Annotated in this window: 24 protein-coding genes; 10 read left to right on the forward strand and 14 right to left on the reverse strand. The window is 61.8% G+C overall.

What is annotated here, in order from left to right; all coding sequences use genetic code 11:
* Positions 1–78 precede the first annotated feature (78 nt).
* Together AOC05_RS07750 and AOC05_RS07755 are read right to left on the reverse strand one after the other, a co-directional pair.
* Positions 79–3,537 (reverse strand): DNA polymerase III subunit alpha, encoded by a 3,459-nt coding sequence (locus AOC05_RS07750; RefSeq protein ID WP_062006740.1) that lies wholly within the window; start codon positions 3,535–3,537, stop codon positions 79–81.
* Positions 3,527–3,895, reverse strand: coding sequence for a DUF6504 family protein (locus AOC05_RS07755; RefSeq protein WP_062006741.1), 369 nt, complete (start codon positions 3,893–3,895; stop codon positions 3,527–3,529). Before AOC05_RS07755 ends, AOC05_RS07750 begins: the two co-directional genes overlap by 11 nt.
* A 276-nt stretch (positions 3,896–4,171) precedes the next feature.
* Here AOC05_RS07755 and AOC05_RS07760 point away from each other — a divergent pair, with 276 nt between their 5' ends.
* The 3 genes from AOC05_RS07760 (at position 4,172) to AOC05_RS07770 (ending at position 6,662) form a co-directional block, all read left to right on the forward strand.
* Positions 4,172–4,678 carry a GNAT family N-acetyltransferase gene (locus AOC05_RS07760; protein WP_062006742.1) on the forward strand — a complete coding sequence of 169 codons (507 nt, stop codon included), beginning with the start codon at positions 4,172–4,174 and terminating at the stop codon, positions 4,676–4,678.
* 149 nt (positions 4,679–4,827) lie between these two features.
* Positions 4,828–6,087 (forward strand): LCP family protein, encoded by a 1,260-nt coding sequence (locus tag AOC05_RS07765; RefSeq protein ID WP_231687199.1) that lies wholly within the window; start codon positions 4,828–4,830, stop codon positions 6,085–6,087.
* Positions 6,075–6,662 carry a hypothetical protein gene (locus AOC05_RS07770; RefSeq protein WP_157374931.1) on the forward strand — a complete coding sequence of 196 codons (588 nt, stop codon included), beginning with the start codon at positions 6,075–6,077 and terminating at the stop codon, positions 6,660–6,662. The genes AOC05_RS07765 and AOC05_RS07770 overlap by 13 nt, the downstream gene beginning before the upstream one ends.
* Before the next feature lie 24 nt (positions 6,663–6,686).
* Here the strand turns inward: AOC05_RS07770 and AOC05_RS07775 are convergent, their stop codons facing one another.
* Complete coding sequence (locus AOC05_RS07775; RefSeq protein WP_082357840.1) at positions 6,687–7,415, reverse strand: SOS response-associated peptidase; 729 nt, start codon at positions 7,413–7,415, stop codon at positions 6,687–6,689.
* A 101-nt stretch (positions 7,416–7,516) separates the two neighbouring features.
* On the opposite strand from AOC05_RS07775, the gene AOC05_RS07780 reads away from it, so the two are divergent.
* From AOC05_RS07780 to AOC05_RS07790, 3 genes are read left to right on the forward strand one after another with little or no spacing between them, the layout of a single operon-like run.
* Positions 7,517–7,774, forward strand: coding sequence for a mycoredoxin (locus tag AOC05_RS07780; RefSeq protein ID WP_062006745.1), 258 nt, complete (start codon positions 7,517–7,519; stop codon positions 7,772–7,774).
* Positions 7,775–7,811: 37 nt separating this feature from the next.
* Positions 7,812–8,900, forward strand: a complete 1,089-nt coding sequence (locus AOC05_RS07785; protein WP_062006746.1) for an S-(hydroxymethyl)mycothiol dehydrogenase — start codon at positions 7,812–7,814, stop codon at positions 8,898–8,900.
* Complete coding sequence (locus AOC05_RS07790) at positions 8,897–9,517, forward strand: MBL fold metallo-hydrolase (RefSeq protein WP_062006747.1); 621 nt, start codon at positions 8,897–8,899, stop codon at positions 9,515–9,517. The genes AOC05_RS07785 and AOC05_RS07790 overlap by 4 nt, the downstream gene beginning before the upstream one ends.
* Here AOC05_RS07790 and AOC05_RS07795 read toward each other — a convergent pair.
* From AOC05_RS07795 to AOC05_RS20750, 4 genes are all read right to left on the reverse strand, one after another.
* Positions 9,498–10,208, reverse strand: coding sequence for a lipoate--protein ligase family protein (locus AOC05_RS07795; protein ID WP_231687200.1), 711 nt, complete (start codon positions 10,206–10,208; stop codon positions 9,498–9,500). The two genes, AOC05_RS07790 and AOC05_RS07795, sit on opposite strands and share 20 nt — an antisense overlap.
* 5 nt (positions 10,209–10,213) lie before the next feature.
* The gene (locus AOC05_RS07800; protein WP_154605464.1) at positions 10,214–11,035 is read right to left on the reverse strand and encodes a thioesterase family protein; all 822 of its coding nucleotides are present in this window, start codon (positions 11,033–11,035) and stop codon (positions 10,214–10,216) included.
* Between the two features lie 68 nt (positions 11,036–11,103).
* A complete protein-coding gene (locus AOC05_RS07805) occupies positions 11,104–11,661 on the reverse strand; it encodes a DedA family protein (RefSeq protein WP_230085256.1) in 558 nt (185 codons plus the stop codon).
* Between the two features lie 227 nt (positions 11,662–11,888).
* Positions 11,889–12,038 (reverse strand): DUF6226 family protein, encoded by a 150-nt coding sequence (locus AOC05_RS20750; protein WP_420480381.1) that lies wholly within the window; start codon positions 12,036–12,038, stop codon positions 11,889–11,891.
* Between the two features lie 62 nt (positions 12,039–12,100).
* Here AOC05_RS20750 and AOC05_RS07810 point away from each other — a divergent pair, with 62 nt between their 5' ends.
* Positions 12,101–13,732, forward strand: a complete 1,632-nt coding sequence (locus AOC05_RS07810) for an AMP-binding protein (protein WP_062006749.1) — start codon at positions 12,101–12,103, stop codon at positions 13,730–13,732.
* Between the two features lie 69 nt (positions 13,733–13,801).
* Positions 13,802–14,407: a class I SAM-dependent methyltransferase gene (locus AOC05_RS07815; protein WP_062006750.1), complete on the forward strand. Its 606-nt coding sequence runs from the start codon at positions 13,802–13,804 to the stop codon at positions 14,405–14,407.
* Between the two features lie 17 nt (positions 14,408–14,424).
* On the opposite strand, the gene AOC05_RS07820 is transcribed toward AOC05_RS07815, so the two are convergent.
* From AOC05_RS07820 to AOC05_RS07845, 6 genes are all read right to left on the reverse strand, one after another.
* Positions 14,425–14,913, reverse strand: a complete 489-nt coding sequence (locus tag AOC05_RS07820; RefSeq protein ID WP_186759950.1) for an NUDIX domain-containing protein — start codon at positions 14,911–14,913, stop codon at positions 14,425–14,427.
* Between the two features lie 60 nt (positions 14,914–14,973).
* Entirely contained in the window at positions 14,974–15,951 is a 978-nt protein-coding gene (nrdF, locus tag AOC05_RS07825) for a class 1b ribonucleoside-diphosphate reductase subunit beta (RefSeq protein ID WP_062006751.1), read from the reverse strand.
* A gap of 110 nt (positions 15,952–16,061) precedes the next feature.
* Positions 16,062–18,182, reverse strand: coding sequence for a class 1b ribonucleoside-diphosphate reductase subunit alpha (nrdE, locus tag AOC05_RS07830; RefSeq protein ID WP_062006752.1), 2,121 nt, complete (start codon positions 18,180–18,182; stop codon positions 16,062–16,064).
* Positions 18,183–18,196: 14 nt separating this feature from the next.
* Positions 18,197–18,673 carry a class Ib ribonucleoside-diphosphate reductase assembly flavoprotein NrdI gene (gene nrdI / locus AOC05_RS07835; RefSeq protein WP_062006753.1) on the reverse strand — a complete coding sequence of 159 codons (477 nt, stop codon included), beginning with the start codon at positions 18,671–18,673 and terminating at the stop codon, positions 18,197–18,199.
* A gap of 124 nt (positions 18,674–18,797) precedes the next feature.
* Positions 18,798–19,049, reverse strand: a complete 252-nt coding sequence (gene nrdH / locus AOC05_RS07840) for a glutaredoxin-like protein NrdH (protein WP_062006754.1) — start codon at positions 19,047–19,049, stop codon at positions 18,798–18,800.
* A 329-nt stretch (positions 19,050–19,378) separates the two neighbouring features.
* Positions 19,379–20,635 (reverse strand): MFS transporter, encoded by a 1,257-nt coding sequence (locus AOC05_RS07845; protein WP_082357841.1) that lies wholly within the window; start codon positions 20,633–20,635, stop codon positions 19,379–19,381.
* A 194-nt stretch (positions 20,636–20,829) separates the two neighbouring features.
* Here AOC05_RS07845 and AOC05_RS07850 point away from each other — a divergent pair, with 194 nt between their 5' ends.
* Both AOC05_RS07850 and AOC05_RS07855 read left to right on the forward strand, forming a co-directional pair.
* Complete coding sequence (locus tag AOC05_RS07850; protein ID WP_062006755.1) at positions 20,830–21,762, forward strand: LysR family transcriptional regulator; 933 nt, start codon at positions 20,830–20,832, stop codon at positions 21,760–21,762.
* Entirely contained in the window at positions 21,759–22,205 is a 447-nt protein-coding gene (locus AOC05_RS07855; RefSeq protein WP_062006756.1) for an SRPBCC family protein, read from the forward strand. The genes AOC05_RS07850 and AOC05_RS07855 overlap by 4 nt, the downstream gene beginning before the upstream one ends.
* Here AOC05_RS07855 and AOC05_RS07860 read toward each other — a convergent pair.
* Positions 22,202–23,647: an aldehyde dehydrogenase family protein gene (locus tag AOC05_RS07860; RefSeq protein ID WP_062006757.1), complete on the reverse strand. Its 1,446-nt coding sequence runs from the start codon at positions 23,645–23,647 to the stop codon at positions 22,202–22,204. The genes AOC05_RS07855 and AOC05_RS07860 overlap by 4 nt on opposite strands.
* Between the last annotated feature and the right edge of the window lie 3 nt (positions 23,648–23,650).

Here is a 23,650-nt window from a genome sequence, read left to right on the forward strand (position 1 = left end):
TGAGCCACTTTGATGGTATCGGTTCACCGGCGCACCAACCAACACGGGCTGGTGAACCTGTTTGGCTACCGGCAGGATCTACCGGCAGGCAAGAGGACCCGCGGATAAATCCTTAGAAACGCCCGGCGGAAGCGGCTGGCTCAAATCCCAGGCCTCGAGCGCCTGCAAGCTGATACCCCGGGGTCCAGTGCGCCGGGTCAGCCCGCGGATCAGCAGCATGCGGGTGCCAAAGAGCAGGGGGCCGGACTTTTCCTGCGCCTCGGTGAAGAAGGTGGCATCCACGCACCCGGTGCCGTCGTCGAGGCTGATGAAGACCACCCGTTTTCCCCCGCGCATGGGTGGTGTCTGGGTGGCTACACGGACCCCGGCCACCAGCACCTCGGTGTTGTTGCGCAGCCCCAGTAACCCCTCCGCACGGGTGACCCCCAGCCGGCTCAGCAGCGGCGCGTAACTGTCCATCAGGTGGGCGCTGGCATCCAGGGACAGCAGGTCCAGCTCGGTGCGCACCGTCTGCTCCACGGTGGGTGCCGGCAACAGGGCCGGTAGGGTGCCCAGCTCCAGTTCGCCGAGCGGAAAATGCAGTTGCCCGACCATGGGCTCGTTGCGCTTGCCCGGCTTCAGTGCCGGAAGGCTGTTCACATGCGCAATGAGATCGGCCCGGTTGGCCGTATTGCCACTGATGCGTTGGGCCGATTGCTGCAAGGAATCCAACGCCCCCAGCTGGGCCAGGCGTTTGAGGATGGGCAAGGACACCTTGGCCCTCTCACGCAGGTCCGCCAGCGAATCATAGGGCTGCCCTGCCACTATCCGTCGCAGTTCAGCCCCGGAGAGGCCATAGACGTCCGCAAGGCTGAGGCGGATACCCGTGACGGGCTTCGTTCCGGTCACGGCCTGCGTGCGCTCGGCCCTGTATTCGCCGGTGCTGGCGTTAATGTCCAGGGGCAGGATGGGGATGCCCATGCGCCTGGCCTCCGCCACGAGCAGCCGCCGCGGGTACATGCCAGGATCGTGCTCCCACAACCCGGCAAGGAACTCGGCCGGGTGATGTGCCTTCAGCCACGCCGACTGATAGGTGGGCACGGCAAAGGCTGCGCCGTGGGCCTTGCAAAAGCCGAAGCTGCCAAAAGCAGCCAGCGTCCCCCACACTTCCTCGATGACAGCCTGGCTGTAGCCGCGTCCGGCGGACTTGTCCCTAAAATCCTTCTCCACGGCAGGTTCCTGTGCCGGGTTGCCCAGCCTGCGTCGGTGTTCGTCGGCCTGCGACAGGGAACACCCCGTCATGACGTGGAAGGTGCGCAGTACCTGCTCATGGAACACCGTCACCCCGTGAGTCTCCTGCAGTGCCGGAACAAGATCGGGGTGGGCGTAGTGTGCGGGGGCAAATCCTGCCCTGTATTCCAGGAACGGTTTCACCATGTTCGATTTCATGGGCCCTGGCCTGAACAAGGAGATATCGATGACCAGGTCGCTGAACTCGCGCGGGGCCATCTTCCCCACCAGTTCGCGCTGACCAGGAGATTCAATCTGGAAGCAGCCCAGCGTGTGGGTGCTGCGGATCAGCTCAAAGGTGGGTTCGTCGTCGAGCGGGATGGCGTCAAGATCAAGGTGACCGGCCTCAGAGACATAGGCCGGCCCCTGCCCCTGCTCGTCAACAGGATGCTTTCCAGCCTCCACCACCTGGGCTTTGGATGGATGCAGGCGGATGATTTCACGCACCGCATACGCCATGGCGCTTTGCATCCGCACGCCCAGGACGTCCAGCTTGAGCATGCCCATGGCATCCATGTCGTGCTTGTCGAATTGGCTCATGGGCAGTCCCATGCCGCTTGCCTGCACCGGGGTCCTGTTCAGCAACTTCGAATCCCCCAGGATCACCCCGCACGGGTGCATGGAAATATGTCGGGGCAGCCTGTCCAGCCGTTCGGTCAGGTCCACCAGGAGATCAAGCTGGCCCTCCCCCTTTCCACCCAGGCGGCTCCGTTCAACTCTTGCCGCAAATTCCCGAAGTTCCGGCTTTTCCGCCAGGGCTTCCCTGAAGGAGCTGGCCGAGAACCGCCACAGCTCCTTCGCAATCCCGTCGATCTCCCCTTGCTCCATACCCAAGGCAAGGCCGGCATCACGCACGGCACCCCGGGCCCGGTACCCGTTTTGCATGCTCATCAAGGTCACGCGTTGGGAGCCAAACCGTTCAAAAATCTTGTGGTAGACCTTGTGCCGTTGGGCGCTTTCCACATCAAGGTCAATGTCCGGCAGGGTGGAGCGGTCCCGGGACAGGAACCTTTCAAAGAGCAGGTCGTTGGCGATGGGGTCCACGGCGCTGATCCCCAGCAGGTAGTTCACCAACGACGACGCCCCGGAACCTCGCGCGGCCCGGCGCACCCCCATGGTGCGGATCATCTCGGACACTTCGGCGACAGTGAGAAAGTAAGAGGCGAATCCCAACTCGTTGATGGTGTCCAGTTCAGTGGTGAGCCTGTGCTGGACCGCCTGGAGTTGCTGGCCCCTGAGCCCGGGGAAACGGTGCTCTAGGCCGGCATGCGTGCGCTGCCACAGTTCTGCGGACGGGGCCTGGGTCAAACCCATCACGGAGGCTTCCGGGGTGGTCGGCGTCTTCCAGCCAAGATCCGCGGAGGGATCCAGCCGGCACTTGTCAGCGAGCTGGTGGGTGTTGGTCCACAGCTGGGTCAGCTCAGCAGTGTCAAAGCCGCCTTGATGGACGATCTCTTGGGCAACCTTGCGCATTTGCCCAGCACTTTTGAGCCAGCCCTGGCCCGTGGGCTGTAAATCATGGACCTGCCTTAAGGGTGCAATAGCCCTGGCCGCATCCAATACATCAGCGGTGGGAGCGTCATCTTCGCTGCTGTAACGCACGGCGTTGCTAAGCACTGCCGGGACATCAAACTCTTCGGCCAGTTTCAGCATGCGCACAGCGTGTGCAGTGCTCAGCGGTGTGCCGGGTGCACTGAGATGGCTCAGGATCTCCACCGCCAAGGTACCCGGTGGCATGGCGGTATTCCAGGCCCGGAACTTGCTGCGCGGCAGCAGATACTTGCGCCCGTTCATGGCCTTGCCTACGTCTGAGAACGGGCCCAGCAAAACCGTCAACGCCGGCTCCCGGGATTCCGGGTCCAGCACCCCTGCCGCCAGTTCCGCCAGCGTGAGCCCCACCGGCCCCTTGGGCCGGGCGTGGGCCGTGGAGATCAGTCGGCAAAGCGCCGCATAGCCAGCACCTGCCGGCAGACTCTGACGGCCGTGGGCCAAAATGACAACCCTTCCGCTCTCCACCAGTGCCTGCCTTCCCGCACCAAGGTCCACCATGTCAAGAACCGCCAAGTCCACACCCAGCAGCGGGTCAATCCCGGCAGCCATGCACGCCTTGACGTGCTTGACCGCGCCGTAAAGGCCGTCCCTGTCGGTGCTTGCCACGGCATCGGCCCCGTCGGCAATGGCGGCCTGCACCAACTCCTCCGGCCAGGAAACGCCGTAATGGGCGCTATACGCGGAGGCAGTATGCAGGTGCACAAATCTAGCTCCCATAACCTTGCTCCTCCACCGGATCAGCCGTACCGGCCGTGTCCTTTGTTTCGTTGAGTGCGTCATGGACCTTGATCACCCGCCAGCGCCCTGCCGGCAGGTACTTCACCAGATCAAGGGTCAATAGGGGCACCCCTGGCGGTGTGCCGTCGCGGCGCACCTGGACCCGCCAAACCTCGCGGTCAACCAGGCCCCCGCCGAATCCCGGGGGTGCCCGGAGTTCCTCATCCCACCAACAGCGCCGTTCGTACCAGCGCAGGGGCTCGGCGGCGAGCGTGTAAGAACGCCCCTGCCACAGTAAGTGCAAGGGCACTCCTGCCATGGTTTGCACCACGTCAATGCCATCGCTGAAGATGCCCATCCGTGCCTGCCACCTCCGCCTGCAGTCCCTTGCACACCCACAATGTACGTAGACCAATCGTGTAACTAGAATATATATTCTAAGAGATTTAAGTGTACGCTCACTTTACGCGACAAGAAAGTCGCCAATTGGGAAGAATTTCACAAAGAGCAACCACTCGCCAGCTCCATATTGCGTGATACAGATAGCTGTCAGGGCGCCATACGTCTAGCATGGCTTTATAGTCATCGACGTGACTTATGCTGCTGGCGACTCAACGATTCTAAGGAGCGTTCCATGACTGACATGGTCACCCTCATCGCTAAAACCACACCCCTTGAGCGGGAACTGAAAACAACGTCCCGCACGGTCCATGAGTCCGATCTGCCCCGCCTGGGTGAGCTATACTTCACCGCCTATGAGCCCGGCATCGCTGGCGATTCCATGCAGGCTGCCATCGACGACATCAGGGCCTCCATGGCAGGGAAATACGGACAATTCCTGCCCGACGCTTCCCATGTTGCCCTCGATGAAACCGGCAAGATCGTGGCGGCAGTGCTGGTTGTTGAGCGTGCGATCGGTGATGACACACCCGAGTCCCCCTTTATCATTGAGCTCATCACGGACCGCCAGCACCGCCGCCGCGGACTGGCCGAGGACCTGGTGCTGCTCACCATGGACACGCTTTTCAACGCCGGCCAGCACGATGTGGCCCTGCGCGTGGAGGGAACCAACTCGGCAGCGCTTGCCCTCTACCTCTCCCTGAACTTCCGCCGCTGGAGCCCGGAAGAGAACGAGGACTGAGCCTGCCGTTGGCTGTGAATCAGCTAAGACTTTGCACAAAAACAACCGCCACAGGAGGGTTTCCCCAGCGACGCATGTGAACATTGTTGAACGCTGGCAGCACGCCGGCATGGACAATGCGGCTTGGGGACGCGGCGAGGAGCGCACCCTTGAGCTTGTACGAGCAACTTCGTTCACGGGATGTCTCGCGTAAACGACGCAGGCGCATCACCTACTCCATTGTGGCGGCCCTGGCCGCCATCGCCCTGTCGGTCACCGGCTACGTCGCTTTCGTAGCGGTCCAAGCCAACAGCAACGTCAGGCGTTCGAACGCACTGGCGGCCCTGGCCGGGGTGCCCAAGCTGACGAAGGACACCAACATTTTGGTGATGGGCCTGGACTCCCGGGTTGACGAACAAGGCAAGCCGCTCTCGGTGGCGCTCTATGACGCACTCGACGCTGGGGACCAGAGCATTGGCGGCTACAACTCCAACGTGCTCATGCTCATCCACATCCCCGCCAACGGCCAAAAGGCGACGGCTATCTCCATTCCGCGGGATGACTACGTGCAGATTGAGGGGATCCCCGGACAGTCGTTTGAGGCCAAGATCAAGGAAGCCTATGGGTACGGTCTGGCCGCCGAGCAAACCGCCCTGCTGGCAGCCGGCAAGCCCCATAACGACACCACGTACCAGCAGGCGCGCGACGCCGGCCGCCAGGCCGAGCTGGCCACCGTTTCAGCGTTTTTGGGCAGCGTGCACATCGACCACTTTGTGGAGGTTACGATGGCAGGATTTTATGAGGTATCCCAGGCTGTGGCCCCCATCACGGTCTGCGTGAACCAGGCCACTTTCGACACGTATTCGGGCGCCGAGTTCAAAGCTGGCATGCAACAAATCGACGCAAAGCAGGCCATGGCGTTTGTCCGCCAACGCAGAGACACCAGTGATCCACGCTACGACTTCTCCGACCTTGACCGTGAACGGCGCCAGCAGGCGTTCATCGCCTCGGTCATACACCAGCTCAAGCAGGCAGGCACATTCACCGACATCCCTAAGATGGAATCGGTGCTCAACGCCGTGAGCAAGAACATCGTGGTGGACTCCGGGCTGAACCTCATTGAGCTCATCCAGCAGGCCGGCTCCATCACCTCAGGCAACATCTCCTTCACAACCTTGCCCATCACCGGCTTCGGCACCTCTCCGTCCGGGGAATCCATCAACACCGTAGATGTGGCGGCGGTGCAGGCCACCGTGCGCGAACTCCTCACTCCGGCGGCGCCGGCACCCACCCCCGCACCGGGCACCTCCCCAACGCCCGGGGCTCCTGCCCCAGCGCCGACAGCCTTGGCAAGTCCCAGCAGTGGGGACTCCAGCTATTCCGACTGGACCGGGGCCCTGCAGGGCGGTTCCATCCCGTGCGTGAAGTAGGGCCCCACACCATGATGGGGATCAACTTTGCCGTCCTTCTCTCCATCACCGTCCTGGCCGGGGCCGCCCGGCTCCTCACGGCGGGCCCGCTCCCAGCCAAGCTCGACGCCGTCACGCTCACCGTCGCCGCCCTGGCACCGGCCTCGCTCATAGGGGCCTGGCCGGTTGACTGGGCACCGTACCTGGCACTTGCCTGCGCCGCACTTTGGTTCCTGTGGCGCGTGGTGGCACCGCGCACCGCGGGTCAGGGCACAGCTGGTGCCGGCAGAGGTGCGGCCTTCTACAGGCTCCTGTTCACGGGCGCTGCCGCGTGGATCACTGTGTCATTGGCCAGCTCACATGCGTTGGGACCGGGTGGGCAACTGGGCGGCATACTCTTGCACACGATCGCGGCCGTGGCTTTGGTCTTTGCGGCTGCGGCTTGGCTCTTGGTGACATTTGCCCTGCCGCAAGAAAGTGCGCCGCAAGACAGTGCGCCGCGATACAGTACGGGAGGGAAGATCCATCCCGCCGTGGGCCTTCATGAGGCCCTCGTGGCCGGCGTCGTGGCGCTCTGCTTCTTTGCCCTTGTTTAGAATGATTTGTCTAGAATGGCTTGTCTAGAACGAGCCGAGTGGGACAATCAATTCTGGTCCGTCGTTGCGGACGTTGCCAACCTCAGGCCGCACGGCGTCCACGCTCCAGCTGGCCGCGACTGCGTATGCTTGGGCCAACACGCTCTCCAGCAGGGCCGCTGGCTCCCTCATATCCGGCGCGAGCCACTTTGCCATTGTTTCTTTCTCCAGTGGAACCGGAAGCCTGTCGTGCAAGGTAGCCAATTCGCCGTCGGGCGGGGATGCCATGGTCAAGATGGTGCACGAGAGCAGCCACTGATCAGAGGCGCCCTCCTCCTTGGCGGGGTCCTTCCACCACTCATACAAACCGGCAAAGACGATCAGTGACCCGGTCGCACTGTGCACAAAATAGGGTTGTTTGGACTTGCCGTCCCTGCCTTTCTTCCACTCGTAGTAGCCCTGGACCGGGACGGCGCAGCGCTTGGATTTGATCGCTGCGCGGAAGGTGGGTTTTTCAAGGACCGTCTCAGCCCTGGCGTTGAACGCCCGCACACCCGCCGATGCATCCTTGGCCCAGCTCGGCACCAGCCCCCATTTCGCCACATGGACCTGACGGTGCACCTCCTTGCCGACAAGGCGCTCCAAGACGATAGGTACATCGGTGGTGGGCGCCACATTGTAGGACGCCCGCAGTTCCAAGCTGGCCTCCGCCTCGGCTTCCAACTCCGCCACCAGGTCACCAACAGCCTTGGCCATCACGTATCGTCCGCACATGCCCCTATGCTGTCACGGTTGCCGCAAAGGTGGGAATAGGCCTCCCAGCCGGTAGCGTTGTGACTTAAGCACGCAAAAACCTATGCCTAGGAGCAAAAAACGTGGAGTACACCCCTGAAGCCGGCACCATCACCATGTTTTCCACCGTTTGGTGCGGATACTGTAAGCGTCTGAAGAAGCAGCTTGAGGCCAAAGGCATCGGCTATACCGAAATTAGCATTGAGGACACGCCCGGTACCGCCGAGCTTGTGGAGAAACTCAACGACGGCAACCAGACCGTTCCCACCGTGATCTACCCGGATGGCACGTCCGCGACAAACCCGTCATTGAACGATGTCATGGCAAAACTGGGCCTCTAACCAGTCCCCGCAATTCAGCACTTCTAAGGAGCAAAAAATGGTACACAAGGTTCAAGGCGCCGTGGTCCTTTCCAAGGATGCCCCTGTCACGCTGCTGACCGTTCTGGTCCCTGACCCCGGCCCGGGCGAGGTGCTGGTGGATATTCTCACGAGTGGCGTCTGCCACACCGACCTGCACTACAAGCAGGGTGGGATCAGCGATGACTTCCCCTTCCTGCTCGGCCACGAGGCAACAGGCGTCGTAAACACCGTGGGCGCCGGTGTCACCAATGTTGTCCCAGGCGACAGGGTCATCTTGAACTGGCGCGCAGTGTGCGGTAACTGCCGCGCATGCGCCAAGGGCCAAGCCCAGTACTGTTTCAACACGGCCAACGCGACCCAGAAGATGACGCTCGAGGACGGCACAGTGCTTTCTCCCGCACTGGGCATCGGCGCCTTCATTGAAAAGACCCTGGTCGCTGCAGGGCAGTGCACCAAGGTGGACGCCGACGTCGACCCCGGCACCGTCGGCCTGTTGGGCTGCGGCGTCATGGCCGGCATTGGCGCGGCCATCAACACCGGCGGCGTCAAGCGCGGGGACACCGTTGCAGTGATCGGCTGCGGCGGGGTCGGCTCGGCCGCCATCGCCGGTGCGGTCCTGGCTGGCGCCACCACCGTCATTGCCGTGGACCGCGACCCCAAGAAGCTCGTTGTAGCCAGGGCCCTTGGTGCAACCCATGCAGTTGATTCCTCGGTTGAGGACGCCGTGGAAGCCATCCGCAACCACACCGGCGGGTTCGGTGCCGATGTGGTGATTGACGCCGTCGGACGTCCCGAGACCTACAAGCAGGCGTTTTACGCCCGGGATCTGGCCGGAACGGTTGTTTTGGTGGGCGTGCCCACACCCGAGATGACCCTGGAACTGCCGCTGCTGGACGTGTTTGGCCGCGGCGGTTCGCTGAAGTCCTCTTGGTACGGCGACTGCCTGCCCTCGCGTGATTTCCCCATGCTCGTGGAGCTGTACAAGCAGGGCAAGCTTGACCTTGACACCTTTGTCAGCGAACGCGTCACCATCAACGATATTGAGGCCGCGTTCACGAAAATGGGCGAAGGCTCCGTGCTGCGTTCGGTGGTGGAGTTCGCATGAGTGCCCGCATTGAACGTCTGATCACCTCGGGAACTTTTTCGCTCGACGGTGGCACCTGGGATGTTGAGAATAATGTGTGGATCGTCGGTGACAACGCGCAGGTGTTTGTGATCGACCCCGCCCATGACGCGGCAGCCATCAAGAAGGCTGTGGGGGAACGTTCCGTCAAGGCCGTTTTGCTGACGCACGGACACGACGACCATATCCGCTACGCCCGGAAGTTTGCCGAAATGGTGAGTGCACCGGTAGTCATGAACCCGGCCGACCAGATGCTGTGGGAGGACATTTACCCGGGAACCACCCCGGACTCCCCCATCGCAGAAGGCGACGTGTTTGAGGTGGCGGGAACACGTTTGGTGTCACTGCACACCCCAGGGCACTCCCCCGGGTCAACGTGCTTCTACGCAGCGGACCTCGGCACGGTGTTTACCGGCGACACGCTGTTCAACGGCGGCCCCGGGGCCACAGGGCGATCCTACAGTGACTTCCCCACGATTGTGAAGTCGATTTCCGAGCGGCTCATGACGCTGCCACCGGAGACCGTCGTCAACACCGGCCACGGCGACTCAACCACCATCGCGGCCGAGGCTCCTGGTATCAGGGCAGCGCAACCCTAAGGTCGGTGTGCTGTGCGTACGCCGCCAGGACTGCTGCTTCCACGGCCTCCACTGTGAGACCGGGAAGCAGGTCCTCGGCGGCGCCCGCGGTGGCCGGATCCCAGTCAAGGTCCAACGCCGCATAACAGTCTGAAAGAACCTGGCGAATGGGTGCCGAGTTTTCCACCACAATCACGGAACTGAACAGCCACGCTCCGGAAACCACCCGCTGTGCTGTACCTACCAGCTTGATGCTGTGAGCCGGGCCGCGGCCGTAAACACTAAACTCTCCGGGACAGTACTCCCCTGGAATCTCGCCCACCCCCGCGTCCACGCCCAAGGAGCGCAGGGCTTGTGTGAACAATCCGCCAAAGAAGCCAAAGCGCGCCTTAGCCAGTGCAATAGCGTCGTGATCGGTCTGGATGTGATCAATAATCAGCGTGCCTTGATGGTATGCCGCCGCGCGGCCCCCAGCCCGGCGGACGGTGGGAGTGAAACCTCTCGCCAGTGAGGCCCGGCTCGCCTGTCCAAATCCCGGCAGCCGGGTGTCACGCTGCCCAAAGGCCATCGTGGGTTCTGGTCGGTAAAGGCGCAACATGGCGGGAGTTTCGCCGTTCCTTACCTCAGCCAGCAGGTCCAGGCCCCGGTTTAGGTCTGCCTCAGCCCCGAGACTCACCTGTTGGCGGTGCACTTGAAGCCGCGGCGCCACCATCGGCATCATTTGGCGAGCGGGATGGGGCGAACCGTCAAGATCTGCTCCGTACGGCCAAAGGGGCCCTTGATGTCGTTGAGGACGGAGGAGGTCAAGCCTATACCGTCACCGGCGAGGGTGACGTGCGTGTCCAGACCCAGCCATTCGCCCACGGGTTCGCGGTAAATGTGGATAGACAGGTCAACATTGGGGAACATGTAACCTCCGGGCACCGGCGCCAGCCGGGCCGCGACGCCGTTGGCGCTGTCGGCCAGGCCCAGCAGGCGTACCAGCGGGGAGGCTAGTTCCCCGCCGTCGAGCATGGTGAAGGGGCTGTGCAGCCAGGCACGTCCGCGGCCGGGGCGGTGACCGGGGACCGAACGGCCTTCAAGGGTCTTGATGAAACCGCCGGGCCAGACGCTCATGCCATCCCAGGGGACAGAGCTCTCCAGACTGGCCAGGGCCTGGTCTTCATAGGCTTCAACGGCCGTGGTGTCATTTTTTTGCAAGCGCCAAGCCGTGACGCGTACGGCTACGCGGCCCTCAGAGAGAAGTTCCCCCTGCAGCAATTCGATGGTTTTGCCCGGACGCAGAAGAGTGGTTTCAATGGTGAACTCGCCGGCGGGGATGAGCCCTAGAATGTCGAAATTCAGGCGGGCCAGGCGCATGTCGGGCCGCGGCTGGAATTGCTCCAGGGCATGGACCATGAGGCCGCTGACCGGCGCCATATGCTGTTCGTGTGTGTTCCACGCCCCCTGGGCGTGGATGGTTGACTCATAGTGGTTCCCGCCCAGGTGGCGGTAGTACGAGCTGGCTTCAACGGCTGCTTGCATTGTGGTCTCCGACATGGTCACGACTCTACCGCCAGCCAAGGCACACACAGCACATTACCCATGGCAGCTCCTGCGCCGGGCGCTCAGGCCCCGAAGGCGGTAGGGCGCTCGACTGCGGGGACGGGGATCTCTGCACCCATGACAGGGCAGTCATCCATGGCGCTTTGGTCAAGCTTGCGGGTGCGTGAGACCCGGAAAAGGTGGATGCCCAAGACCAGGGCACCCACGGCCAGCACCAGCAGGATCAGGGCCATCGGGGAACCCGCGGCGGCGGCAATCGCAGCCTCAAAGGCGGCCAAGCCGACCGTTGCGTAGATGCAGGCCCAAACAATGGAACCAACCACTGTGGCGGGAATGTAGCGGCGCAAGGGCATGCGGCCCAGACCGGCGGACATGTTGATCGCGGTTTGGACGCCGATAGTTAGGAAACTGACACTGACGGCGGGGGCACCCCAACGGGCAATGATCTTCTCAGCACTCAGCACAGCTGGCGAATCAAGGTGCTTCTGCAATTTAGTCTTGCGGCCACCAGCAGCAAGACCACGGCCTACCCAGTAGGTAGCGTTGGAGCGCAGCATGACGATGAAAAACAGAATAAGGAAAGCCCACACGAACGGAAGTGAAACGATGCTGTCCATCATGAGTGCGAGGTACCCCCGGGGGAAGAAAATAATATAGCCACAGAATGCTGTGCTATTAGCATTACCTTATCCTATAAACAATTGGTTAGCGAAGCCTAATTCGACGGGAGTGATAATGCACGCACCGGCCACGGCTACCAGCCGTGGGGCAGCATCCCGAATCTGGATCGGGCTTCCTGGAACCGCACAGTCTTGACCCCGGGGTTCGCCACGCCACCCTGTTGGATTCAGGCGAACCGCTCGGGATGGCTCACGCGGCTGTATGCGTCCTGCGGCACATCGTACTGCCGCCATTGGGCGCCGGACTCAACAACTGAACCAGCACGGTCCCGGAGCACCGCTGACGCAAACTGGGGCCTGACCAACAGGTTTTCCATACGCCGCACCTTACCTCGGTGAGTTAGCTCGCATTAACCCAACGCCGTACTACCATCGTCACATGACCACTGACGTTCATTACTCCTCCGCCTCCGGCACCTCCTCGACACCCCTGCTGGAGGAAACCATCGGCGCGAATTTCCAACACGCCGCACTGCGCTTCCCCGACCGTGAGGCCCTGATAGACAGGCCGTCCGGGCGCCGCTGGAGCTATGCGGAGCTAAACCACGACGTCGATGCGCTGGCCCGCGGCCTGCTCGCCGCCGGGGTGGCCAAGGCAGACAGGGTGGGCATCTGGGCGCCCAACGTACCCGAGTGGGTGCTTTTGCAATACGCAACGGCCAAAATCGGTGCCATCCTGGTCAATGTCAACCCCTCCTACCGGGTACACGAGCTCAAGTACGCCATCCAACAATCAGGCATGTCCATGATTGTGGCACTGCCCGAGTTCAAGGGCTCCAATTACCAGGCCATGGTCGAAACGGTCCGGCCGGAATGCCCGTTCCTGGCAGCGGCAATATACATCGGGACGTCTTCCTGGGACGCGCTCGTGGCGGGCGGGGAATCCGCCCCGGCGGACGCCGTCGAGCATGCCATGGCGGGCCTTGACCCCGACGAGCCGATTAACATCCAGTACACCTCCGGCACCACCGGCTACCCCAAGGGCGCCACCCTTAGCCACCGCAACATCCTCAACAATGGCTACTTCGTCACCGAAACCATCGGATTCACGGAGCAGGACAAATTGTGCATGCCGGTGCCGTTCTACCACTGCTTCGGCATGGTCATGGGGAATCTGGGTGCCACAACGCACGGGGCGGCAATCATCATTCCGGCCCCGTCCTTTGACGCTGCCGCCACGCTTCGGGCTGTCCAGGAGGAACGTTGCACCGCCCTGTATGGCGTACCCACCATGTTCATTGCCGAGCTAAACCTGCCCGACTTCGCCAACTACGACCTCTCCAGCTTGCGCACCGGCATTATGGCAGGCTCGCCGTGCCCAGTGGAGGTCATGAAGCGGTGTATGACGGAGATGCATATGGGGCAGGTGTCCATCGCCTATGGCATGACGGAGACCGCGCCAGTGTCGATGCAAACACTGCCCGACGACGACGTTGCCCACCGCACGCGGACAGTGGGCAGGGTGCACCCCCACCTCGAGGTCAAGATCGTAGATCCGGCGACGGGACTGACGGTCCCTCGCGGTACGCCGGGTGAATTCTGCACGCGCGGCTACTCGGTCATGCTGGGTTACTGGAACGATCCCGAAAAAACTGCGTCCGCGATTGACGGTGGCCGCTGGATGCACACCGGGGACCTCGCCGAGATGCTCCAAGACGGCTACGTGAACATTGTTGGCAGGATCAAGGACATGGTGATCCGGGGCGGGGAAAACCTGTACCCGCGCGAAATTGAGGAGTTCCTGTACACGCACCCTGACATTGCAGATGTCCAGGTGATCGGGGTCCCGGATGAGAAGTACGGTGAGGAACTGTGCGCATGGATCCTCATGAAGCCCGGGTCGGCAGTCCTGGATCAGGCTGGCATGGCGGCTTTCTGTGAGGGGCACCTGTCCCGGCACAAGATTCCTCGCTACGTGCTGGCGGTGGACGAATTCCCCATGACTGTCACCGGCAAGGTGCGCAAGATGGACATGCGGGCAACGACTGTGGAGTTGCTGGGGTTAGGCTAACCGGCGCGCAACGGGCTGCCACATCCGGCCACGACCAATCCCCGGCCCGGACGGCTGTAGCCTTGGCACATGGACAGCGAGAACTTATGGGAAGCAAAAAAACGAAACAATCCCGGCCATTCAGCCTGGTTCATTGCCCGCTTCGCCGGTGTGCGTGCCGAGGGCCTGGACCTGGACGGGGAGGCCAGGCTGGCAGACGCACTGGCGTCCCGCTCATCCCGGATCCTGGATGCCGGATGCGGCACCGGCCGGGTCGGCGGGGAGCTGGCCCGGCGCGGGCACCGGGTGGTGGGAGTGGATTTGGATGCTGAACTCATCGAGGCCGCGCGGCTGGACTACCCCGACGTTGACTGGCGGCTGGGCGACCTGAGCACTTTGTCACTGCCCGGAGAGGAATTCGAGCTGATCGTGTGCGCCGGGAACGTCTTGCCGTTCTTGGCCCCCGGCACCGCGGCGTCGGTACTCACCGGCTTCCGGGACCATCTGGCACCGGGCGGCCGTGTAATCGGGGGCTTTGGCGCTGGCCGCGGCTATGACTTTGCGGATTTCTTCGGCGACGTGGAGCGCTCCGGGCTCACGGTGGCCGGCCGCTTCGCCACCTGGCAGCTGCATCCGCTGACGCCGGAGTCGGACTTTGTGGTGGCACTGCTGGAGCTGCCCGCCGCCAGCGCCTAAGGAAGACACGCGGTGAATCAGCCGCCGCCTGCTCCTTCGAGCCGCTGTCTTAACGCCGGCCAGGCCGCCGCGAACCCCGGGTGCAGCGACAGCTTCGCGACATCCTCCGGGGTGAACCAATCCAATGCCAAGCTTTCGGGATCGCTGATGACCGCCTCAAACGGGACGACGGCGGCCACAGCCACCGTCGTGTAACTCCAGTAGCCGATGTCCCAGGCGGAGGTGAACAGCAGTTCAACGTTCGCCCGCGGGACGCCGGCTTCCTCCCACGCCTCCCGAAGGGCACCGTCGACGGCTGCCTCTCCACTGTGCAGGGCTCCCCCGGGAAGGCCCCAGGTGCCGCCGTGGTGGGACCAGATCGCCCGGTGCTGGAGCAGAACTCCGCGCCCGGCGTCGAACACGAGCAGACCGGCGGAACCAAACTTTCCCCAGAACTTACCGGCGGGACCCTCAACCCAGGCGTCACCAGCATCGCGGATGCCACCCAAATGCCCCGGACGCACCACAGCCGCGGCATCCCGGACAAAACGGGCTGCCGCGGCTGTTGAATGGTTCTCAGACAAGGGCTAGAAGTCCCAGTCCTCGTCTTCGGTGTTGACGGCTTTGCCGATGACGTAGGAGGATCCGGAGCCGGAGAAGAAGTCGTGGTTCTCATCCGAGTTCGGCGAGAGCGCGGACAGGATCGCCGGGCTCACATCGGTCACGGCGGCCGGGAACATGGCCTCGTAGCCCAGGTTCATCAGCGCCTTGTTGGCGTTGTAGTGCAAGAATTTTTTGACGTCCTCGGCCAGGCCAACGGCGTCGTAGAGGTCGTGCGTGTACTGGACCTCGTTCTCGTACAGCTCGAAGAGAAGCTCGAAGGTCCACGCCTTCAACTCGTCGCGGCGCTCCTGGGAGACCTTCTCTAGGCCCTTCTGGTACTTGTAGCCGATGTAGTAGCCATGCACGGCCTCATCACGGATGATCAGGCGGATCAAATCTGCCGTGTTCGTCAGCTTGGCCCGTGAAGACCAGTACATGGGCAGGTAGAAGCCCGAGTAGAACAGGAAGGACTCCAGTAAGGTGGAAGCAATTTTGCGCTTGAGCGGGTCGTCTCCGTAGTAGTAGGACTCAATGATCTGCGCCTTCTTCTGCAGGTTCACGTTCTCCACCGACCAGCGGAACGCCTCGTCGATTTCCTTCGTGGAGCACAGGGTGGAGAAGATCGAAGAGTAGCTCTTGGCGTGCACCGACTCCATGAACGCAATGTTCGTGTAGACGGCTTCTTCGTGCGGGGTGATGGCGTCCGGGATCAGCGAGACGGCGCCCACCGTGCCCTGCAGGGTGTCCAGCAGGGTCAGTCCGGTGAACACGCGCATCGTCATGAGCTGTTCTTCAGGGCTCAGCGTGGCCCACGACTGGATGTCGTTGGACAGCGGCACCTTCTCCGGCAGCCAAAAGTTGTTGCACAGACGGTTCCAGACCTCAACGTCCTTCTCGTCCTCTATGCGGTTCCAGTTGATGGCCGTTACGTGGTGGGCCAACTTCAGCTTGTCCGGTGTCATGACTGCTTCTCTCCTCATTTAAATCTTGGGGCCCTCAAGGCCAAATCAATCTTAAGCCAAAGGCACGACGGCGGGAACTACCCGCCGTCGTGCTGTTCAGTTATGTGGTGCTACAGCTGACATGAAACACAGTTTTCCACTTCGGTCCCTTCCAGCGCGAGCTGGCGGAGACGAATGTAGTAAATGGTCTTGATGCCCTTGCGCCAGGCGTAAATCTGCGCCTTGTTGATGTCACGCGTGGTGGCGGTGTCCTTGAAGAACAACGTCAGGGACAGGCCCTGGTCCACGTGTTGCGTGGCAGCGGCGTAGGTGTCGATGACTTTCTCGAAGCCGATCTCGTACGCATCCTTGTAGTACTCGATGTTGTCGTTGCTCAGGTACGGGGCCGGGTAGTACACACGACCCAGCTTGCCTTCCTTGCGGATCTCGATCATGGAGGCGATCGGGTGGATCGAGGAGGTGGAGTTGTTGATGTAGCTGATGGAGCCTGTGGGCGGGACGGCCTGCAGGTTCTGGTTGTAGATGCCGTGTTCCATGACGGAGGCCTTCAGCTCACGCCAGTCCTCCTGGGTGGGGATGTGCACGCTGTCGAACATCTGCAACACCTTTTCGGTCTGCGGCAGCCACTGACCATCGGTGTACTTGTCGAAGAAGGCGCCGCTGGCGTAGGTGGAGTTTTCAAAGCCGGCGAAGGTGCTCCCGGTTTCGATGGCCAACAGGTTCGAAGCCCGGATGCAGTGGTACACCACCGTGTAGAAGTAGATGTTGGTGAAGTCCAGGCCTTCAACGGATCCGTAGTGGACGCGTTCCCGGGCCAGGTAGCCGTGCAGGTTCATCTGGCCCAGGCCGATGGCGTGCGACTGGTCGTTGCCCTTGGCGATGGAGGGCACGCTGGTGATGTTGGACATGTCAGAGACAGCCGAGAGTGTGCGGATGGCCGTCTCGATGGTGCTGCCCAGGTCGGGGGAATCCATGGCCTTGGCAATGTTCAGCGAGCCAAGGTTGCAGGAGATATCCTTGCCGGTCTCGTTGTAGGAGAGGTCATCGTTGTACGTGGTGGGCGCTGAAACTTGCAGGATCTCCGAGCACAGGTTGCTCATGATGATCTTGCCCTCGATGGGGTTGGCGCGGTTTACCGTGTCCTCGAACATGATGTAAGGGTAGCCGGATTCGAACTGGATCTCGGCGAGGGTCTGGAAGAACTCTCGGGCCTTGATCTTGGTCTTCTTGATCCGCGCGTCGTCAACCATTTCGTAGTACTTTTCGGTGACCGAAATGTCGGAGAACGGCATGCCGTAGACCTTTTCGACGTCGTACGGGGAGAACAAGTACATGTCCTCATCGCGCTTGGCCAGCTCAAAGGTGATGTCCGGGATCACCACACCGAGTGAGAGGGTCTTGATGCGGACCTTTTCATCGGCGTTCTCACGCTTGGTGTCCAGGAAGCGGTTGATGTCGGGGTGGTGGGCGTGCAAGTACACGGCGCCGGCACCCTGGCGGGCGCCAAGCTGGTTGGCGTAGGAGAAGCTGTCCTCGAGAAGCTTCATAACCGGGATGACGCCGGAGGACTGGTTCTCGATCTGCTTGATGGGTGCGCCCACTTCGCGGATGTTGGTCAGTGCAAAGGCCACGCCGCCGCCGCGCTTGGACAGCTGCAGGGCCGAGTTGATGGAACGGCCAATGGATTCCATGTTGTCTTCAATGCGCAGCAGGAAGCAGGAGACGAGCTCGCCGCGCTGGGCCTTGCCAGCATTCAAGAAGGTGGGGGTGGCGGGCTGGAAGCGGCCGTCGATGATCTCATCGACGATCTTGGTGGCCAGTTCCTCGTTGCCGCGGGCCAGGTGCAGGGCCACCATGCAGACGCGGTCCTCGTAGCGTTCCAGGAACCGGTTGCCGTCGAAAGTCTTCAGCGTGTAGGACGTATAGAACTTGAACGCGCCTAGGAACGTCTCGAAGCGGAACTTCTTCTTGTACGCGTGCTGGTAAAGCTCGCGGATGAAGTTCATCGTGTACTGGTCAAGGGTTTCGCGTTCGTAGTACTCGTTCTTGACCAAGTACTCCAGCTTTTCTTCCAGGTCGTGGAAGAACACGGTGTTGTTGTTCACGTGCTGGAGGAAATACTGGCGGGCTGCTGCCTTGTCCGCGTCGAACTGGATTTCGCCGTCCGCGTTGTACAAGTTCAGCATGGCGTTGAGCTCGTGGTAGCTCATACCTTCCCATGCCGCAGGCATCGACTTGGACGCCTTCACTGTTGAGTCTTGTTCTGAGACAATCGTGTCCAAAATTCTTCCAATCCTTCGCGAACCCGGTCCACGTCTTCCGACGTGCCCATCAGTTCAAAACGGTATAAATGCTGTACGTTGCACTTTTCAGCGACGATGTCACCGGCGAGGCAATAGGTTTCGCCAAAATTTGTGTTTCCTGCGCCAATGACGCCACGGATCAAGTTCCTGTTTTCTTTTACGTTGAGAAACTTGATGACCTGTTTCGGAACTGCGCCCAGCCGATTTTCCCCGCCGTAGGTGGGAAGAACCAAGACGAAGGGCTCCTGTGCCAGGAGCGTTTCCTCAGAGGTGTAAATCGGTAACCGGGCCCCGTCCACACCCAGTTTCAGGACGAAACGGTGGGTGTTGTCCGAGGCTGAGGAGAAGTAGATCAGCCGGTTGGCGGTGTATCGCGACGCTATCTGACCAACAGCGGTTTCTGCTGTTAAGGCTGACATGAGAATCACTTTCCAACAATTTACTTGCGGTTGTGGGGCCGAACGACTAACTGCTCGGCCCCACTTATCTGCGCTGGCGCAGGCTAACGGATGACGCTCCTGCGGGTCGGGGACCCGCCAGTCGTTACGCTACGTTCGAGGCTTCCTGGACGGCGGCAGCCAATTCGGCGATCTTGTCCGGGCGGAAGCCCGACCAGTGGTCGGCGTCCGTGATGACCACGGGGGCCTGCTGGTAGCCCAGGCTCAACACATGCTCCAGGGCTGCCGGATCCGTGGAGATGTCCACGCTCTGGTACGTGATGCCCTTTTTGTCCAAGGCCCGGTAGGTGGCGTTGCACTGGACGCATGCAGGCTTGGTGTAAACCGTGACGGTCATGATCGAGATCCCCTTTTTTCCTGAAAAAATTCTATGTTGAAGCACCGCTTCGAGTTGGCATTCGCAGGCCCTTGAGGCCACTCACTGTCGGTGGGGCCGAACAGCTTCCGCTATGGCCTCGCCAGTGTTTCAGGCCCTGGCCCGAAACACTTGAAATGATGTATTTGATACTACATGTAGTGCACGCCGCAGGGAACGACCCCAACATGATGTATTACAAGTATGTCATTTTATGCACCGACAGTCCACAGCTTCGAAGAGTTAAAAGTGCGAAAATTCAACGTTTAACCCCCGACTATCCACAGGCTGTGGAGTACTTCCTCACTTAATCAGGCACGGCGTGTCGGAAGTTCCGGCGTGTCGTCCGTAGTGTCCTGCGTTCGGCTGGTTCGCGCTGACCGGGTGCTAAGGACGGGTGAGAATACCAGCACCAAGATTCCGGCCAGGGGCACTACCAGCAGCCCCACGCGCAAGGACGTGACATCGGAAATGGCTCCAACCACAGGTGGGGAGATCAAGAAGGCCACACGCATCAACCAACTCACCACCGTCAGTCCCGTCCCCGCCGGCAGCCCGGGCAAGGTGTCGGCAGCGTGCATGGCCGCTGGCACCAACGTGGCCACGCCCAAGCCCGCGGCCGCGAAGCCGGCAATGGTTCCAGGTACGGTGGGCCACAACAATGCAAGCCCCATGCCGAGTGCCACTATCAGGCCACCGGCCCGGGCGACTTGCCGCTGGCCGAAGCGGTCAACCAGTCTGTCACCGAGCATCCGGCCCACAAACTGGGCAGCCACCAAGGCAACGAAACCCAGCCCGGCCAGGGCCAACGGGGCTCCGAGTTCGCCGGCGAGATAGACAGAGGACCAGGTGCTGCCGGCATCCTCCACCAGAGTGCTGCCGGCCGCGATCAGCACCAGCGCCGTCAGGACAAGGTACTTGTGCCGCCACCAAGGGCTCCGCACCACGGCACCGCCGCTCGTCGCAGGGCCTCCCAGATCGACGGCGTCGACCATCGTTGGCTCCTGCCCGGCCAGCAAGAGGTGCAGGCAGGACAGTGAGACGGCTGCTAAGACCGCCCCCGACACACCAAGGTGCAGCAGCAATGGCGCCCTCCATCCCGCAGCTGCGGCTCCCATGAGCCCGCCGGCCACCGCCCCGATACTCCACACTGCATGGAAGGAATTGAGGATGGAACGGCCATACAGCCGCTGCACACGCAACCCGTGCGAATTTTGTGCCACATCGGTGATGGCGTCCATGGCCCCAGCCAGGCACAGTGCCGCCGCGAACACTATCCCCGACGGCGCCGCACCGACAAGCATGATGCCCAGGGCCGTCAGCACGGTTCCGGCCACGGCCACTCTGGAGGAGCGGAAGCGCCTGATCAGGAACCCGGAGGCCAGTCCTGCGGCCAGCGCCCCCACCGGGAACGACGCCACGGCAAGGCCAAACTCAGCATTGGAAAGCCCCAGCGCCTCCTTGATGGCAGGATAGCGGGGAACCAGGTTCGCGAACAAGGCACCGTTGGTGAAGAACAACGCTGCTACGGCAACGCGCGCCCGGCGCAGTTCGCTGGCGGGTTTCATGCCTTACCAACCATTCTCTCAGCAACGTCCTTGACCGGCTCATTGGGAACCGAATCAAAGGCCACCCTACTGCGGGCCAGTGAAAGTCCCAGTTCAGAGTTGACCGAAGCCATGGTGGCAGATGCCGTGATCACGTGCCAGTGGGCCACATATGCTTGCAGGAATACCCTACCCGTTCCGCAAAGGAGCACGCGGTGATCAACCCGATCCACCTCAAGACCCTGCAGGAAGTGATCCGTCGAGGATCATTCGCCGCTGCAGCCACACAACTGGGCTATACGGCGTCGGCCGTGTCCCAGCAAATGTCGGCCCTGGAACGCGATACCGGCGTCGTACTTTTCCGCCGTTCGGCACGAAGCGTTCAACCCACAGATGCGGCCCTGGTGATGAACCGGCACGGCGCCAAGGTTCTCACCGACATCGACGCCCTGCTTGCTGCCAGTTCCCGCACCCAGGAAGGCACCAGCCAGGAACTGCGTTTGGGCATCTTTCCCTCGCTGGCCACCTATGTCCTCCCCCGGCTGTTGCGCAGTCCACAATGGCCAGGCCTGGGCATCAACCTCCATGTTTCCGTGGGTGAACCTCAGCAAACCATCGCCGGGCTGCGCGCCGGTGGCGAGTTGGATGTGGCACTGGTGTACCAGGTGGGCCAGGCGGGTTTGGCCTGGCCCCACACCATCAATCGGCAGTGGATTGGCGACGACAACTTTCGGGTGGTGTTGCCCAAGGAGTGGGGTATTCAGGCTGGCTCCGAGGTGGCCGCGGCGCAGTTGTCGGACATGCCCTGGATCATGCATCACCCCGGGACCAGCGATGCCACAGTCATCGAAAGGCTCTTTGCCAGCTGTAACCTGCACCCGCGCGTTGCAGCGTACAGCGACGACTTCAATGCAAGCCTGCAGCTTGCCTCGGTAGGCTTGGGCGCGGCCCTTGTCCCTGAACTGGCGCTGACACACCGCCCGGACAACGTGGTGGTGCTGGACGTACCCGAGATTCGGCTGGCCAGAAACATCTTTGCCCTGCTGATCAACGACAAGCACACGGCCCGCATTGGGGTTTTCGTCGACCAGCTGGCGGGCATTCTCCACGAACTGAACCAGACAAGTTCGCTGAAGGGCCCCACATGAGCATCCACTTCCGGCTCAATTCCACCAGTACTCAGCCACTGGAAACCCTGTTTGGCCGCTCGCTGAACATCGAGGACCATGTGGCCTCCATGGCCGCGTCCGGAGAAAACGCCGTTGGTGGTGTGAGGGCCGGAGAAATTGGGCTTGGCGAATCCGTCACCTGGCAGGCGCGCCACTTTGGCATCAACTTTCGCATGACGTCCCTGATCACGGAGCTGGATGCACCCCACGGCTTTGTTGACCAGCAGATCAAGGGCCCCTTCAGGGACTTCCGCCATGAGCACCGCTTCACAACGGACGATGGCTGCACCACGATGATCGATGACATCACCTTCACGGCGCCTTTTGGTCCGCTGGGCTGGCTTGTTGAACGACTCGTGTTGGCCAGGTACCTCCGGCGGCTGATCGAGGCCCGCAATGACTACCTCTGCAGATCCGTCTAAGCCTTCCGGAATTTCTTGGCCGGAGCAACAAATCGCTTGATGATTTGCTTGGTGATGGCACCAAACGGCGGGTAGATCAGGGACAAGGTATCAGGGGAAAGCGGCTTTTCCAGGATGGCCTTGTGGTGGGAGAAGGTATCGATGGAATGCTTGCCGTGATAGCTTCCCATGCCGCTCTCCCCTACCCCTCCAAAGGGCAGGCCGGGCACGCTCAGGTGCACCACGGGAACCCCAAAGTTCAGCGCCCCCGACGACGTCTGTTCCGTAAAGGCCTTCCGCACGTCCTTGTCTTCGCTGAAGACATATAGGGACAGCGGCTTGTCCCGGACGTTGATAAAGTCAATGGCCGCCTGTGCTGACGCCACGGTCACCAGGGGCAGGACGGGGCCGAAAATCTCGTCTTGCATTAAGGCGGACTCCGCATCGACGTGCATCACCGTCGGTTCAATGTAGCGGGTGGCAGCATCTGTTGCCCCTCCGGAAATCAGGGCCGAGCCGGTATCTTCTCGCAGATCCACCGCCAGCATCCCGGCCACCCGGGAGAAAGCGCCGTCGTTGATCATGCGCCCGTAAGCCAAACTATGAGCCGGCTGGTCCCCGTAGAGGGCACGGATGGCACCAGGAAGTTCATCGGCCAAGCGGGCCAAGGCTGTATCGGTCCCCAAAACATAGTCGGGCGCCACACAGGTTTGTCCCGCATTCATGAACTTCCCCCAGGCGATACGGGCTGCGGCGGCCCGGGCATCCACCGTGTCGTCAATGTAGACCGGGGACTTGCCACCGAGCTCCAAGGTCACCGGCGTGAGGTTTTTCGCAGCGGCCGCCATGACGATTCTGCCCACCCGGCCGTTGCCCGTGTAGAAGATGTGGTCAAAGCGTTGCGCCAGCAAGGTGGTTGTTTCCGGTACGGCACCCTCTACGATGCTCACTGCCCCGGCTAGATACTGGGGAACGATCCTGGCAAGGACAGCGGAACTGGCCGGCGCCAGCTCGCTGGGTTTGGCCACCACAGTGTTCCCGGCTGCGAGCGCACCGATGATGGGTGCCAGGAGAAGTTGGATGGGGTAGTTCCACGGTGCGATGACCAGGACGACGCCGAGAGGTTCCAGTACCGTTGTGGCCTTGGCTGGCAGCAGTGCCAGCGGCACGGGCGTCTTCCGTGGCGCCAGCCATGTGGACAAGTGTTTGACCGTGTGGGCTATCTCCGCGGTGAGGAAGCCGATTTCGGTGAGCCATGCCTCTGCCGGGTGTTTGCCAAGGTCGGCTGCGAGCGCGGCGGTGAAGTCGTCCCGGTGCTCGGTTAGCATTCGGTTCATTGCCTTAAGTTGCTCCAGCCGCCAGTCGAGAGGTTTGGTGATTCCCGAGGTGAAGAGTTGGCGGGCGGCATCCACCGCGGCCGGGATGGTGTTCGTTGCCGTGATGTCTAGTTCCTGTGCGCTCATGGC

The sequence above is a fragment of the Arthrobacter alpinus genome, assembly GCF_001294625.1.
GTDB lineage: Bacteria > Actinomycetota > Actinomycetes > Actinomycetales > Micrococcaceae > Specibacter > Specibacter alpinus_A.

Excerpts from the sequence above, each read along its gene's own strand:
- AOC05_RS07790 (WP_062006747.1), top strand. The coding sequence starts at position 8,897 with ATGAGTGCCCGCATTGAACGTCTGATCACCTCGGGAACTTTTTCGCTC.
- AOC05_RS07855 (WP_062006756.1), top strand. The coding sequence starts at position 21,759 with ATGAGCATCCACTTCCGGCTCAATTCCACCAGTACTCAGCCACTGGAA.
- AOC05_RS07750 (WP_062006740.1), bottom strand. The coding sequence starts at position 3,537 with ATGGGAGCTAGATTTGTGCACCTGCATACTGCCTCCGCGTATAGCGCC.
- AOC05_RS07860 (WP_062006757.1), bottom strand. The coding sequence starts at position 23,647 with ATGAGCGCACAGGAACTAGACATCACGGCAACGAACACCATCCCGGCC.
- AOC05_RS07760 (WP_062006742.1), top strand. The coding sequence starts at position 4,172 with ATGACTGACATGGTCACCCTCATCGCTAAAACCACACCCCTTGAGCGG.
- AOC05_RS07805 (WP_230085256.1), bottom strand. The coding sequence starts at position 11,661 with ATGATGGACAGCATCGTTTCACTTCCGTTCGTGTGGGCTTTCCTTATT.
- AOC05_RS07800 (WP_154605464.1), bottom strand. The coding sequence starts at position 11,035 with ATGTCGGAGACCACAATGCAAGCAGCCGTTGAAGCCAGCTCGTACTAC.
- AOC05_RS07795 (WP_231687200.1), bottom strand. The coding sequence starts at position 10,208 with ATGGTGGCGCCGCGGCTTCAAGTGCACCGCCAACAGGTGAGTCTCGGG.
- AOC05_RS07810 (WP_062006749.1), top strand. The coding sequence starts at position 12,101 with ATGACCACTGACGTTCATTACTCCTCCGCCTCCGGCACCTCCTCGACA.
- nrdF (WP_062006751.1), bottom strand. The coding sequence starts at position 15,951 with ATGACACCGGACAAGCTGAAGTTGGCCCACCACGTAACGGCCATCAAC.
- AOC05_RS20750 (WP_420480381.1), bottom strand. The coding sequence starts at position 12,038 with ATGGAAAACCTGTTGGTCAGGCCCCAGTTTGCGTCAGCGGTGCTCCGG.
- AOC05_RS07845 (WP_082357841.1), bottom strand. The coding sequence starts at position 20,635 with ATGAAACCCGCCAGCGAACTGCGCCGGGCGCGCGTTGCCGTAGCAGCG.
- AOC05_RS07785 (WP_062006746.1), top strand. The coding sequence starts at position 7,812 with ATGGTACACAAGGTTCAAGGCGCCGTGGTCCTTTCCAAGGATGCCCCT.
- nrdH (WP_062006754.1), bottom strand. The coding sequence starts at position 19,049 with ATGACCGTCACGGTTTACACCAAGCCTGCATGCGTCCAGTGCAACGCC.
- AOC05_RS07755 (WP_062006741.1), bottom strand. The coding sequence starts at position 3,895 with ATGGGCATCTTCAGCGATGGCATTGACGTGGTGCAAACCATGGCAGGA.
- AOC05_RS07815 (WP_062006750.1), top strand. The coding sequence starts at position 13,802 with ATGGACAGCGAGAACTTATGGGAAGCAAAAAAACGAAACAATCCCGGC.
- nrdI (WP_062006753.1), bottom strand. The coding sequence starts at position 18,673 with ATGTCAGCCTTAACAGCAGAAACCGCTGTTGGTCAGATAGCGTCGCGA.
- nrdE (WP_062006752.1), bottom strand. The coding sequence starts at position 18,182 with ATGCCTGCGGCATGGGAAGGTATGAGCTACCACGAGCTCAACGCCATG.
- AOC05_RS07775 (WP_082357840.1), bottom strand. The coding sequence starts at position 7,415 with ATGTGCGGACGATACGTGATGGCCAAGGCTGTTGGTGACCTGGTGGCG.